13 protein-coding genes and 1 pseudogene are annotated in these 13,133 nt (G+C 59.7%); 1 reads left to right on the forward strand and 13 read right to left on the reverse strand.

From position 1 onward, the window contains the following. Positions 1-211: 211 nt before the first annotated feature. The 13 genes and pseudogenes from V0R37_RS20735 to V0R37_RS20795 form a co-directional block, all read right to left on the reverse strand. Positions 212-589: an MFS transporter gene (locus tag V0R37_RS20735; protein ID WP_420376357.1), complete on the reverse strand. Its 378-nt coding sequence runs from the start codon at positions 587-589 to the stop codon at positions 212-214. Between the two features lie 2 nt (positions 590-591). Continuing rightward, a pseudogene (locus V0R37_RS20740) lies at positions 592-720 on the reverse strand (DUF3158 family protein); the annotation flags it as partial. After that, complete coding sequence (locus V0R37_RS20745; RefSeq protein ID WP_420376358.1) at positions 717-1,517, reverse strand: PFL_4669 family integrating conjugative element protein; 801 nt, start codon at positions 1,515-1,517, stop codon at positions 717-719. The gene V0R37_RS20745 and the pseudogene V0R37_RS20740, both read right to left, overlap by 4 nt. 229 nt (positions 1,518-1,746) lie before the next feature. Next, the gene (locus tag V0R37_RS20750; RefSeq protein WP_420376359.1) at positions 1,747-2,922 is read right to left on the reverse strand and encodes an STY4528 family pathogenicity island replication protein; all 1,176 of its coding nucleotides are present in this window, start codon (positions 2,920-2,922) and stop codon (positions 1,747-1,749) included. Positions 2,923-2,925: 3 nt separating this feature from the next. Next, complete coding sequence (locus V0R37_RS20755) at positions 2,926-3,486, reverse strand: DUF2857 domain-containing protein (RefSeq protein ID WP_420376360.1); 561 nt, start codon at positions 3,484-3,486, stop codon at positions 2,926-2,928. Positions 3,487-3,501: 15 nt separating this feature from the next. Next, a complete protein-coding gene (locus tag V0R37_RS20760) occupies positions 3,502-5,154 on the reverse strand; it encodes a ParB family protein (protein WP_420376361.1) in 1,653 nt (550 codons plus the stop codon). After that, the gene (locus V0R37_RS20765; protein WP_420376362.1) at positions 5,147-5,407 is read right to left on the reverse strand and encodes a hypothetical protein; all 261 of its coding nucleotides are present in this window, start codon (positions 5,405-5,407) and stop codon (positions 5,147-5,149) included. The genes V0R37_RS20760 and V0R37_RS20765 overlap by 8 nt, the downstream gene beginning before the upstream one ends. After that, the gene (locus tag V0R37_RS20770) at positions 5,391-6,269 is read right to left on the reverse strand and encodes a ParA family protein (RefSeq protein ID WP_420376363.1); all 879 of its coding nucleotides are present in this window, start codon (positions 6,267-6,269) and stop codon (positions 5,391-5,393) included. The genes V0R37_RS20765 and V0R37_RS20770 overlap by 17 nt, the downstream gene beginning before the upstream one ends. 40 nt (positions 6,270-6,309) lie before the next feature. Next, complete coding sequence (locus V0R37_RS20775; RefSeq protein WP_102071001.1) at positions 6,310-6,522, reverse strand: AlpA family transcriptional regulator; 213 nt, start codon at positions 6,520-6,522, stop codon at positions 6,310-6,312. Positions 6,523-6,640: 118 nt separating this feature from the next. Continuing rightward, positions 6,641-7,387, reverse strand: a complete 747-nt coding sequence (locus V0R37_RS20780) for a hypothetical protein (RefSeq protein ID WP_420376364.1) — start codon at positions 7,385-7,387, stop codon at positions 6,641-6,643. A gap of 699 nt (positions 7,388-8,086) precedes the next feature. Next, positions 8,087-9,976 carry a tyrosine-type recombinase/integrase gene (locus tag V0R37_RS20785; protein WP_420376365.1) on the reverse strand — a complete coding sequence of 630 codons (1,890 nt, stop codon included), beginning with the start codon at positions 9,974-9,976 and terminating at the stop codon, positions 8,087-8,089. Positions 9,977-10,465: 489 nt separating this feature from the next. After that, positions 10,466-11,374 (reverse strand): LysR family transcriptional regulator, encoded by a 909-nt coding sequence (locus V0R37_RS20790; protein ID WP_033470632.1) that lies wholly within the window; start codon positions 11,372-11,374, stop codon positions 10,466-10,468. A 66-nt stretch (positions 11,375-11,440) separates the two neighbouring features. After that, entirely contained in the window at positions 11,441-11,869 is a 429-nt protein-coding gene (locus V0R37_RS20795) for an ExbD/TolR family protein (protein WP_102073826.1), read from the reverse strand. Positions 11,870-12,102: 233 nt separating this feature from the next. On the opposite strand from V0R37_RS20795, the gene V0R37_RS20800 reads away from it, so the two are divergent. Then, positions 12,103-13,014 carry a LysR family transcriptional regulator gene (locus V0R37_RS20800; RefSeq protein WP_018076209.1) on the forward strand — a complete coding sequence of 304 codons (912 nt, stop codon included), beginning with the start codon at positions 12,103-12,105 and terminating at the stop codon, positions 13,012-13,014. Positions 13,015-13,133 lie beyond the last annotated feature (119 nt).

Genomic DNA, 13,133 nt, shown 5'->3' on the forward strand with positions numbered 1-13,133 from the left:
GGACGCCGCGTGGAACACAGTGGACGTCAATAGACCTATCCCCTGGGGATAGGTCTATTGACCGACGTAAAGCCGGTAGATGCCGGCCACGTGCTGCTCGCGCTTCTCGGCCAGCCTATGCAGCTTCTCGGCAGCGCAGGCGAAGTGGAGTTCCTCTGCTACCGCCAGAAAGCAACGCAAATGTCGGAGTTCCGTTGCGCGACTCCTTGCGTCAACTCGTCAACCGCTGCGTTTTAGCCAACATCAGCAATAACACGCAGACCAGTAGGGCTGCGCCCAAGTTGTAGAGCATTCCCGCCACGAAAGCCGAAACATATTGGTTTGCTTGCGCCGCCACGCCATCACCTGCGGCCAACGCTGCACCGAACAAAATTCCTACCACAGCCACACCCAACGCCGCACCGACCTGTTGGACAGTCGAAATCACACCCGAAGCCATTCCGGCCTGGGCCTCCTCGACAAAGCCCAGCACTAGGTTCAGCAGCGGCGTCATGATGAAGCCTTGACCGACCCCGACCACAATCAGTACAGGAATCAATCGTGTAGGTACCAGTTCCGCGCCTGCCATCCAGACTTGTGCGATCAGCAATCCTCCAAAGCCCCCTTACCTTTAAAAGGTTTTAAAAGGCCTTTTAGATAGGCTGCGTGTTCCAGCCGCAGGAAGTCCGTCTGTTGCAACGCCAGGAAGTGGCGGCGTGCGCTGTCGTCGTGATCACTCATGCCGATTCGTCCTCGTCGGTGGCAACAGGCTTAAGCGTGTCGGACGACGCATCGGACGCGACAGACGGCGTATCGCTCGCATCGAGCTCGACATGGCTACTTGGCGGCTGGCCCCGGCGCACGATCGGTGGCGCAAAGCGTGAGCGCCGCGTACCTTCCAGCACATCTTGTGGCAATTCACCGAGCTTCTCGATGGCAGCCCGCGCGGCGGCATTCTTGGCGGCGAAGTCGTCGCGCTGCGTACCCGAGTAGCGGTATTGCTGCGCCAGACTGAACAGGCTTCGCAGTGCGTGCGCACCCTCATTGAGCCAGCGCTCCAGTGTGCGGCGATCGATCAGTGCCGTGTGATGCGCCAGGATAAGTTTGCGCGCGATCTCATCATAATCGGCCAGTAGATAGACGGCGGCAAACCCCAATTGGGCGTTAACGAAGAGCGGCAGCTTAACGGGCTGTACGTTCAGGTTCTCCCCAATGCTCAACGCCGATGGCACGTTAGTCAGGGCCTGATCGACCTGCTCGCCCAGGGTTTGCAGCGTGGTCTTGGTTTGCTCGAGCTTGTCTTCAATGCGCAGCATCCACCAGTCGGAATACGGATCGTCTTGCTCCGCGCCACGTTTGAGCTTGTTCATAATCGACACAAAGCCGTTTAGGCCGACGATCGCCGGCTTACCTTCGGCGGGCGCGCGCCCATGCCAGATGCGTGAGGCGTGGTGCGTGTGCAGCGTGAGCGACATGGCGCTGCGCAGAGACCCGAGGTTCAACTGCAAGGACTCGGAGGAATTTCGTTCGTTGGACATAGTGACGACTCGTCGTGAATGGGTAAGGCACCATCATCGGCATGAGCCAGAAGGCAGTCAGTCAAGAAATGGATACGCGCTTATCCCAGTTTCGCCTTAGTCGCACTGGCCAGCGAATTATCCCCAGGGGATAGCTCCAAGAACGTCCATGGTGTTCCGATCCTCAACACGCGATGGCTTTTCACATGGAACGCAGGCCATGGCTGCTCCCCCATGCGGCTGGCCGGAATCAGTCCTTGCCCACCAATTTGCGCAATCGATTGAGATGTTCCATAGCGACTTCGGGCGGCACCACTTCGCGCGGCGCTGATTCGGATGTAGGTGCTTTAGTGGGTGCCGGACCTTTCGACTTTCCTGCCCAGGGTTTGAAGTCCCCACTGATCGCGCGTTGAATGATGCCAAACAGATAGCCGGCAGGATTACGCACCACCTGGTTATGGCAACGCGTCGCCCACTCGTCGAGCACCGCCTGGCGTAGGGACTCATCCACCTGGCGTAGCGCGACCAAAGTGCCCGCCTGCTGCTCTTGCTTTAATTGCCCAAAACGTTGGGGCAAGCGTAAATTCTGTGCCCCGCGAACGGGCTCAGCCGTACGTACTTCTTTAATACTTACCTCACGTACTGTACGGTCCCGCTTCGGATTCGGAAGAGTGCCGTTTGACGCGGGTTTCACCCCTGCTTCGGATTCCGAAGACGGGGCTTCGACATTCCGAAGTAAGCCCGAGCCGCCTTCTTCGGATTCGTGGCGATCCCCCTCCTGTGGATAACTCTTGTCTGGCGCGTCCTGCTGCAGGCGTTGCGCGAGCACGTACAAACGTGAGGGCAACGTGCGCCCCTGCAACAAGGGGTCATCGGCAATTTCCTGCAACGTGTTCAGGCCGACGATCTGAACGGCCTTGGCCGAGTGGCTCAGAGACTGACTGACCAGCTCCAAATAGTCCGGATCAAGCTGCATGGCTTCAAACGGCGTCAACGGTTCGTCGTGCAGCACATAGAGATTGCCCAGAATGCGCCCCGTCTTGGGGTCGCGGCGGCGGCGCACCAGACTGAGCCAGCGCGTCAGACGCAACAAGGTTAGTGCGCGCGCCACAGTCTCATGCGAGGCCTGAGCCCCGCACGGCATCGAGGCTAGCCAGGGTCGCAATTGCTCATAGGTGGGAAACGCCGTGACGCCGTCATCATTAAGCAGCAGCCGGAAGACTTGCCAGGCGTTGCGCTCCAGCGGTGTCAATCGTCTATCGAGAAAAAGCCGGCGCGGAACGCTCTCGTGCCGATTACCGCTATAGAGAAACCCGTCACTCGCCGGGTTCTGCTCCTGCCCGAATGAAAAATCCGTCAGCGCACCGTCCAACAGGTTGGAAAGCAAGACGGGACCATCGTGCCGACTCGCGTCATGGTCCGCCACGACCTAGCCCAACCCCTGGTCAACCCAGCCCTTGATTGCTGACCAGACCACGGATAGCGGCAGCGCCATGTCTTCGGCCAAGTCCATGGCGGCCTCCAACATGGCGGCGTCATCATCACACGCAATGCTTCTGGCCTCTGCAAACGCTCTCCACTGCTTCCAGAGCGCCGTATCCTGCTCTTCATCCAGCACGGGGTGGCGCCCCTTGCGTTTGGGTAGTCCCAAGATGTCGCGCCGCAGCGCGACCTCCTGATGCGTCAAACCGTAGAAGCGACCGACCATTTCTGTGCTGGCGCCAAGCCGGAGCATGCGATCCACGAAAGCGATCTCTTTTTCCGCGTCCTGCGCCTGTTGCAGCAACCGCTTGACCACCTCGCGATTGATCGACACAGAGCACCACGACACGGAAGCATTCAGGAGCACGCTAATCAGTTCGGGACGCTTGAGCGCGTTCAGCTCTTCCTCACCGAACCCCATCGCCTTACAGCGGCGCAGCTGTCCGTTGCGCAGATCGAACAGCGCCTGGGCAATAACGGCTTGATTCAAAGGGTGTGGTGTGGACATGAAGATCCTCCTCTCTCACGCACCGCGATGGGGTTTATCGAGGTCAAGCTCCACTAGGCGCCTTGCTAGACGCAGCAAGCGAAATAACTTGACCAAGGCGGTATCGCTCAAACCGGGCGCCTGCTGGCCATTACCGTGCAATAGCACCGGCAAGTGGGCAGCCAGGCGCTCATCGTCAGGCTCTGGCACAGCGATAGGCTGGCCGCTTAGTGCCCTCAACAAGTGCATGACAGCACGTGCGGTTGCCGGCATGCTTTCCTGCCATTCGGAGCATCTGAAGCCGATACCATCGGAGCTCGCTTGCACACAGTCAGCCACGCCCGCCTCGTCGGCGATTTCCCGCGCAAACTGTTCAATGTGGGTCCGCAGCCGATCGGGTGCGTCCAACCCCGGGTCGATGTACCAGACATCCGAAATCGGATACAACCCTCCGGCTTGTACAGGAATGGATTGCAGCACGTTGGCCGAGAATTCGGGCGGTATCGCATCCCCCAACTGGTTGGCCACCATGCGCTGAATAGACTGGAGCCGTTCAGTCGTGGGGGCTGTCGAGATGATATGTTCTCGCAGACGCTCGGAGTCATCGATACCATCGGTGTTAGCGTCGTTAGCACCCGCGATGGCTTCGCGAGGCGGCGAATTCACCGCAGGTGGGCTGACAGGCGGCGCACTGAGTGGTGCAAAGGCTGTGGGCGGTGTTTCAACCGTCGAGGACGGCGCTGCCGTGGGTACGGATAACGTCGTAAGCGAACCCCCAGGTGTTGGCTCGCTCGCCAAGGCGCGCTGACGACTGTTTGAGTCATTCAGGTCCAGGTTCAAAACGTCATAGTCCACACCCAGCAGGTCAGACATTTGTCCAATCAGTTCATCCTGCACGCGTTGCCAGGAAAACTCCTCCACCTGCGTATCAAATTGGGTCAGCACTTCCTGAAAGAAACTCTCAAAATCCAGTGATACCGCCCTGCCTTTTGTATGCGGCTCCCAGATACGCTCACAGGACTTGCGCATGACGGCAAGCCGCTCGATCTGGTGACGGCCCAGTCCAGCATAAAGCACGGTCGGGATGGCCGGCAGCAGATAGCGTACAGCATCGGACATGCGGCTGATGTGGGATTGCTGCACGGGATAACCGTCGGCGGCAAGGCGACGGGCAAGTTCGGATTGGTTCAGCGCTGCGCCACTTTCCTGTTCGTAGAACTCGCGAGCTTTTTCCACACCGAGCGCGCGCTCAATAAACGTCAGGCCACCGCGCAACTCGTTTTCGGCTAGGTGTCCCGTCAAGGCGATGATCTCGCCCCGCTCTGGCCAAGGCCGAAACAGGCAAGAAATGCGGAAAAAACGTTTGTCCTTGGTTTCTGACCACAGTTCACGCAGAATCGCCAAGCGGGTATTCCCACCATTGCGGATGATGTAGTGCTCTGCGCCTGGTCGCCGGGTAATAGCGGGGGATGCGTCCAGCCCACGTTCTCGAATAGAGGCCTTGATTTCATCGTACGCGGAGTTGCGCTTCATGCGCGGATCGTGATCATAGGGGCGCAACTGATCCAAGGTGACGACCATAGGGGTATCGGCGATCGGGTCGCTCAATGCAGAGGCAGAGGGGCTGCTGCGCTCAAAGCCCGCGGCCAGCAACTTGGTTGCCATATCCTGGGAAGTTATGTCAGCCATGGCCTGTCCCCCGATGAAGGTTTTCAAGGATCGAGCGGCATTGCCGGTCAGTGCGCCGAATCTGGGCCTGCGCATTAAGACTGGCTCGATGGTCGCTTGCCGTCGTGCTGGTGTAGATGGGCGCGTATCCCGCCTTAGTGAATTTGAGATGGCCGCCTGATGTTCGCTTCACGTGCCAGCCTTCAGCAATGGCAAAATCAATCAGAGCGCGCAGCCGCTTATGGCCACGTGCTAACTCATGCGTGTTGGCCATGGCGTGCGCTCCCTGGTTGATGCGGGTGCTGCGGGCGGCCCGAGACGCGGGCCAAAGGCTCTTTCCACAACGGAAAAAGTTCAATGGCAAGCGATCGCATGGTTTCGAGTGCGGCGGGTGCCACGCGACCTGTCGGCTGTCGGTATTCGATGCGATGCACGGGCAGGCCCCGAGTCGCAGCGCGAGGGTAGGCTTCGATGGCAGGCACGTCCGTGTCCAGCACACGAAGGCCAACTTGTCCCTGGAATAAATCGCGAAGCGCCTGCTGGATCAGCCGGGCGTTTGACGACACAGGATGTACCCGGTTGATGAGCAGCTGCAAAGGCGGCGGCTCGATGCCCAGGTGCCGATACGGCGCGATATCCTCAATCAACTGCATGGTCCCGCGCCGTAATTCGCGTGCAGCCAGAATTTCGGGGGTAACCGGCGACAGCGCCACGTCGGAAGCGAGCACTGCCATCTCCAGCATCACACTGCGCGCGCCCTGCGTATCGATGAGCACCAGGTCATAGAGCGGCGCCAGTACCGGTAATAGGTGGCGCAGCCGTAGGCGTCCATCGGCCGCATGCAGCAGTAGTGTGTTCAGTTCGCCCCGGTCATCGTTGGACACCACCAAGTCCAGACCAGCAATGACGGTGCGAGACACCAACTGCTCGATGCGTTGCTCATTGAAGGCCAGCAGCTCGTAGGTGCCGCCGGCGGCACGATGGGTCAGCTCGTAGTAAGACGACAGCGTGGGCTGGATGTCAAAATCAAGCAGCAGCACGCGCAAGCCCGCATCGGCGACGAACCCGCCCAGGTTGGCGGCAGTGGTCGTCTTGCCCACCCCGCCTTTGGTAGAAATGATGGATACAACCTGCATGGCGCTCTCCGTATGGGTGTGAAAATGTGAGGGAGAGCGGTCAGGCCCGGTTATCGAGGCGTTCAGTGATCCACTGGTCTATCTCAACAGAGTCCCAGCCGACCGCGCGCACCCCGAGGCGCAAGGCCTTCGGAAACTGGCCTTTCTTCATCAGGTTGTAGATATGGGCGCGCTTAAAGCCTGTTTTGGCTTCAACTTCTTCGCGCCGTAAAATGCGGCGTTCGCCCGGGGGCAAGGCTGGTGTCTGCGACATAGGGTCACTCCTTAACGCTTGGTAGCGCTTGTTGGCGTAACCTCTATTCAATAGAACATACCTGCACCAGTACATTGCAAATGCAGTTTCCGTGACTGCAGATACAAGCTGGAAATTCTTAGGCGTTTGCGCTACTCAGCCTGCGCTTTGCGCTGGCAAACTTACCGTTCAACGTGCGCTCGGTAATGCCCATGACGCTCTGGTGATGGGCCACCAGCGCGCTCACGACAGCTTCCTGAGTCCTAAAACTGGAGTAGGCCTTGCCCGCGGGTGACGTCCCCAGCATCAGCGTCAGCATTCCGCCGATGATATTTAAGTACGTCGTTTCGGCCCGGTCCGAAATGGGACATTGTTGACAGGCAGAGATCAGCACCGATTGCTTCAGAAAGCTTTCATGCTGTTCCCGAAGCGCGTGCATCTGACGGCGGCATTGTTCCAACTCGGCTTTCATGGCCTGTCGCTCGATCAGCATGGCCTGGCCCGCCTCCAACGTGATGAAGGGATGCGCAATGCGCTCGCTGCGACTGAAAAGAAACCCAGGGCGATGCTCTGGGTAATGGGTGCGCATCCAACGCTTCAAATCGGTATGGCGGACCGTCAGCTCGGTCGAGTCGATCAGTGATTCGTCATTTAACGTGACGCCGTTTTGTCCATAAGGCAATTCCCGGTGGATGACGGCATCGTAGATACGATCCATACATAATAGAAGGTCGTCCCACCGGGGGTAGTCGAGCGTTTGCGGTAAATTTCTTGGCGACGAGATGGCAGACAGGATTTCCTGCTCGTGTCGCAATAGGCCAGTCCAACGAATGGCAGCTTCGATGGGACGATAGAAAACCATGGATGTGGGGGGCCTTTCATGCATGTCTCCGCCTCCTTGTGGGAGTGCTACATCACCGAGTCCTTTGTTGTACGAGCACCTTTGTAAAAGCCTTGAGAACTGACATCAGGTCCGCCGATCGCCGGTAGCGATCACGCACTTGATGTGCGAAAATTCAATGGTTCTGATCGACCACCTCACAAGCTCCAGCGTTAACCCGTTACTCGTACATACCGGCCAGCGTCATGGTTTTTACCGGCCCCTACAAGTCTCAATAGGTCTTAGGTGTTCTACCGACGGTCTAAGCAGACGGCATCATTGGCACATATTTTTCGTCATGCCAAGGAACACTAGGGGAAGCGCCGGTCGCCTAAGACCCATCCGGAATCCTGAGAGACCAACTTTGCAACTAGGATTCTGTTCCAGCAATCTGAATATTCCTAGTTAGCCGCGTCGTACTTCAAGTCGCGGGTTGTAGGCGGCAGACCGGATATCGGTCGAATTGAATAACAATCAGTGAGAGAAGCGCGCACGCGGATGCCTAGGGTGCTGACGTACGAACCGCGTCAGTTCGGCTTAGATACGCCGGCTATGGCGCAATGCGGCTGAGCGCTAGGACTCGTCAAGCTGGAGTCCCAGCGCTTGCAGGAGCAAGACGTGGCCAATAAAAGTGGCCCAAACCACGATGACCTCAGCTTAATTATTTAATGCCGTTAAGGCCATCTGTATCTTATCAATGTGGCCTCATACCATCATCTCGACCGCTGTGGCATTCTCCCCCTGCGATAGCGTCGTGAAGGGTGAGACGGGCCATTGCATAGCGTCGAGCGTGTCACGCACCAAACCAACGAGGTAATCCAGGTTACGCACGGTGATGGCCCCAATTGGCGAACGGCCCCCCAGCGACTCATGCGCCTCTGTTAATACGTGGTAAATCTGCCAGGCGTCGATGTCGGGTGGAGTTGAGGCGAGCACACTTTGGACCAGCCGCCGCTTGAGTGGGTCCAACTGCCAATCGGGTACGCGCAAGCCACGATGGCCCATACTAAGCGCGAGCAGATTGCGCGCCTGGATTTCATAACTGATCCAGCGCCTGGACTTACCCACTAACGTCGCGTAGTCAACAACACGCAGGTGGTGGGCTGCCTCGAACAGATCGAGCAGCTTCATTCGTTCGCGCTGCAAAGGTGACGGCTGAGGTTTGGCATAGTCCGGCACCTCCACTGCGGGCAAACGCTGAGCTGACTCCGGCACGATAGGCATATCGGGTGTTGCTGGGGCCACGATGAGCGTTGGCGTATTCGGATTGATGATGGGAGGATGCGTCACGGCCTGGCCGGCAATGGTGGGCAAGCCTTGCAGCGTAATGGTCAGGTGCATGCTGGCCGCCTGGACGTGGTTCTGCTCGAATAGATCAAGTCGATCGGCCCAGTCCTGCATCATGACACGCCGTTGTTCTACGTACTCGGCGTGATTATAGGTGGCACTGATCCTATCCGGGTCGGCATGCGAGAGCTGAGCATCGACCCATTTCTTGAGGTATCCCAGCTCGTTGAGTGCCGTGGAGATCGTTGCGCGAATGCCATGCCCAGTCAGTCGGTCCTCGTACCCCATGCGCTTAAGTGCGTGGTTCAGCGTGTTTTCGCTCACTGGCCTGAGTAGGGATCTCGCTCCTGGCAACAGGTACACCTGAGCGGGTTTGAACTGCGACAGCAGGTAACGAACGATTTCCTGGGCCTGCACGGACAACGGGACGATATAAGGCGGAATGTCGGACATCCGCTTGCGTTTCTTTTTCGTGAGCATCTTACGCTGCTTCAGACGCACCACAGGGATGATCCAGAGGCCCCGGTCCAGATCGAACTGATCGGGTGTGGCAAACCGTAATTCCCCCGTGCGCACCCCAGTCAGCATCAGCAGCCGCAAACCCAGTTGAGTCGTGAGCCGACCCCGGTACTTGCGCAGCGTTTGCAGCATAACTGGCAGCTCGGCCATGCGCAGGAAGGGGTTGTGGTCGACCGGGGGCAACGGCAACGCCACCACATCCAGATCAGTGGCCGGATTTTCCTTTATCCCCGTAACAACCACCTTGATGTAGGAAAAAAGCTGATTTAGCCACGTGCGTAATTTCTCGGCCACCGACAGTGAACCGCGCGCCTCGACCTTGCCGATGATATCCAAGAGGTGAGCCTGTGTGATCTCATGGACGGTCAGATTGTCCAGCACAGGAAAAACGTTCGCCTTGAATACCCGTTGAATCTGTTCATAGCTGCCTTGGCGGCACTCATCGAGCGAAAGCTGACGATGAGCGAGCCACTTTTTATAGACCGCCATAAACGTATCGGCACCGGCCAAGACGATCGCTTGGCGTTTTCTTTTACGCTCGCTGCGAGGATTAATGCCCTTGGCCAACAAGATCCTGGCCTCGTCGCGCAGGTCTCTGGCCTCGCGCAGCGACACCTCGGGGTAGGTCCCCAGGGAAAAGCGCTCGCGCTTGCCGACATAGTAATAACGAAAGTGCCACGCTTTTCGCCCCTGAACGGGAACAAAGAGATACAGACCATCGAAATCCGCAATGCTGCGGTCTTTACCCGTCGCCGTAGCTTTACGGACAGCCAGATCGGACAGAGCCATGGTGCCAACTCCTGAAGCGGGGAAGTTGGACTTATGCTGATCTCACCTGATGTTTGCGCCCATCAACAATCCGGCACCGGGTACATCCGTATAGATGTACCCAATAATGTACCCATTCAGAGGCGCTGTAGGGAGCTTTCCCTGGATGTCAGTGGAACATCCAATGCGAAAGAACTTCCTAACAATCAACGACTTATAGAACTTGAGAGCCGTTGGTGGAACACCCTGGAAAGTTGACGTGGAGCGGGTGAAGGGAACAGCACCCGTTCGCTAACTCGTTTATTACGAACGTCTTTTCCGATCCAAGCGTCACGGAATGGACTCGATTGTGGACTCAAGTCTTCGGCCTGGTCAACGCAGGCCGTTGCGGGTGATCCAAAGCGAGCCAAGCACATCCACCAACAGCCAGAGCATCGGATTTCATTCCGAAGTCTATCTGTCTACTGGCACACCACGCCACAGGTCGCAACGGACAGGCGAGCTGCGTCCTCAAAGGACCGGCTCATCATCGATCGGCGCGGCCTCGTCTTTCACCCGCTCGATGAACCGCTTCATGGGCTCCGAGGGTTCGCCCTGGCGGCGCAGCAGGTAGGTAGAGAGCATCGGTGGGGTGCCGGCCAGGGGACGAATGGAGATGTCCGGGCGCTGTAGGGTCTGCACTTGCGAGGCGATGGCGAAGCCGATGCCGTAGCCGGCGCCGACCAGGGTCAGCATCACGCCGAGGCTGGTCACTTCATCGACCAGCTTGAGCGGCGTGCCCGCGTCCTGCAGCATCGCTTGAATCTGATGGCGGCAGCCCGATCCCGATTCGGGATGGCACAGAACCAGCGGGAACTTCAAGGCTTCGGCCAGCGGCACCTGCATGTGTGCCAGCAAGGGGTGGCGTGCGGGCACGATCACCGACAGTGGATCGGTCCACACCGGCTCAGCGACGAGGCCAGCATGCACCGCGTTTGACAACGCAAAGCCGATGTCCAGCAGATCGTTGTGCAGCATCTTGAGCTGCTGCGCGAACGGCAGCTCGAAGACGCGAATCTCCAGCTCGGGCTCATCCTCGCGGCTGCGTGCCAGCAAGGTGGCGATGTGGGGCTGCGCCAGGCTGTCGCAGATGGCGATGCGCAGATGGCCCTGGTAGCCCTGTGCCGCCGCCTTGGCGCTCTTGACTGCCTGCTCCACGGTGGCCATCACGCGCCGGCATTCGCCGAGGAACACCTGGCCGGCCCAGGTCAGCCGCGTCAGGCGTGTGCTGCGGTCGAACAACTGCACGCCAAGCTGGCTTTCCAGGTCGCGCATCGCACGCGACACAGGCGACTGCTCGATGCCCAGACGCTCGGCTGCACGGGCCAGATGCAGTTCTTCCGCAACTGCGACGAAGTAACGCAGCAATCTGAAATCCAAGGCCACCTCCCGTTTGTCTTCTTCTGGTTCGGCCTATCGGGCGCCAGCATCTCCATCCGCATCCCGTCAGCACCTCCTTCGATGGCATCGCGTCAAAGCCTCATGCCCGCTTGGTGCGCCGGGCACGGCGCGCAGGCGCTCACGTGTGCTGGAGTCCGCGATCGGTGCAGCCGACGACGTCACGCCGGCGTCAGGGCGGGCGTGCCGATGCAGTTTCATGGGGGTGTCTTTCGGCTCACCCCGGTCGTGGCCTAGTCGGTCACGAAGCGCAGCTCCAACACCCCGGACTTCTGCGTAGCCGCCATCCCCTGGGCGACGCGCTCGTAGATCCACCAGGCGGTCGCCGCGGATGAAGTCCTCGGGCTGCGGTTGCCGCGGCGCGGAGGCCTGCAGCCGCTGCACGAGCTGCTCGTCGCCCATGCGTTCGTCGTTCCAGAACACGCTGCCGTGGGTGGTGACGGACAGGTTCGCCACGTCGGGCTTGATCGGCTTCACTCCATTCAGACACAGATGCTAATGAGAACTATTATTGATTGTCCGTGGTTTCGTGTGATATGGCAACACCGATGGAATAACCCGGCCTTGCCTGGACACTCGCCCCCTCGCCGGCGACTGGAAGGCCGGATGGCGGCAACTGGAAAGCCTCTGTGACCGGCATCGCCACCGGGAAGCACTCATGCCGTTCCCTACGGCCAGAGGAATGGACTCCACTTTCTGGGGGGAATTACATGAACTTACGCCATCTTCGCTGTTTCATCGCCGTGGCCGAGGAGTTGCACTTTGGCCGGGCGGCGCGGCGGCTGCATGTGGAGCAGTCGCCCCTGTCGCGGACGATTCGCCAACTGGAGGCGGACCTGGGCGTGACGCTACTGGAGCGCACGTCGCGCGGCGTGCGCCTGACCCCGGCCGGGCAGGTGTTCTTGGAGGAGGCCCGGCGCGTGCTGCTGGCCTTTGAGCAAGCCCAGACCAAGGCGCGGGCGGTGGCGGCGGGACACCGGGGCACCCTGCGCATCGCCTTGGCCGGCGGCGTCGGGCGGACCCGGCTGTCGGCGCTGCTCGCGCTGTGCCGGGAGGAGGCGCCGGAAGTGGGCATCCGGCTGTTCGAGGCGCCGCTGTCGCAGGTGGTGGGCGGGCTGGGCAACGACCTGTACGACGCGGCCTTTGCGATGGCCGGCGAGATGGAGGCCGGGGTGGTCGCCATGCCGGTGTGGCAAGATCCGCTGGTGGTGGCCATACCCGCGCGGCACCCCTTGCTGGCGCACAAGCGGGTGCCGCTGGAAGAGGTGGTGGGCTACCCGCTGGTGCTGTGCCACCCGCAGGTGTGTGCGGAGTGCAGCCGGCAATGCGAGCGCCTGCTGCGCCTGGTGGAGACACCGTCGGTCGTGGCCGAGTACGTGACGACCCACTCGCTGATGCTGGCCCTGGTGGCGGCCGGCTATGGCGTGGGATTTTCCACCGCGGCGCACGTGGTGGCATGCCGACAGGCGGACGTAATCGTCCGGCCGCTGGATGAAGACTCGGCGGCGCTGACGACCTACCTGCTACATCCCGAGGGCGCGATGTCGGAGCCACTGCGCCACTTCATCGACCGTGCGCAGCGTGTCGGCCATATGCCGTTGGATACGCAACGGCTCGCATGAGGCTGTTTCAGGCGGGTTGGCCGATTCCATTTTGGTCAAACCGGCAGACCTGTTTTGTCAAAGCGGGTTTCCATTGACGCGGTGCACGGGCGCGCTGCACTCAGGCGTTGCTCGCGGTT

The organism is Pollutimonas rozaliensis (genome assembly GCF_048751585.1).
Taxonomy (GTDB): Bacteria; Pseudomonadota; Gammaproteobacteria; order Burkholderiales; family Burkholderiaceae_B.

Coding starts and splice junctions, on each gene's coding strand:
- V0R37_RS20765 (WP_420376362.1), bottom strand. CDS start 5,407: ATGGCCAACACGCATGAGTTAGCACGTGGCCATAAGCGGCTGCGCGCT.
- V0R37_RS20785 (WP_420376365.1), bottom strand. CDS start 9,976: ATGGCTCTGTCCGATCTGGCTGTCCGTAAAGCTACGGCGACGGGTAAA.
- V0R37_RS20760 (WP_420376361.1), bottom strand. CDS start 5,154: ATGGCTGACATAACTTCCCAGGATATGGCAACCAAGTTGCTGGCCGCG.
- V0R37_RS20755 (WP_420376360.1), bottom strand. CDS start 3,486: ATGTCCACACCACACCCTTTGAATCAAGCCGTTATTGCCCAGGCGCTG.
- V0R37_RS20745 (WP_420376358.1), bottom strand. CDS start 1,517: ATGTCCAACGAACGAAATTCCTCCGAGTCCTTGCAGTTGAACCTCGGG.
- V0R37_RS20775 (WP_102071001.1), bottom strand. CDS start 6,522: ATGTCGCAGACACCAGCCTTGCCCCCGGGCGAACGCCGCATTTTACGG.
- V0R37_RS20780 (WP_420376364.1), bottom strand. CDS start 7,387: ATGCATGAAAGGCCCCCCACATCCATGGTTTTCTATCGTCCCATCGAA.
- V0R37_RS20770 (WP_420376363.1), bottom strand. CDS start 6,269: ATGCAGGTTGTATCCATCATTTCTACCAAAGGCGGGGTGGGCAAGACG.
- V0R37_RS20800 (WP_018076209.1), top strand. CDS start 12,103: ATGAACTTACGCCATCTTCGCTGTTTCATCGCCGTGGCCGAGGAGTTG.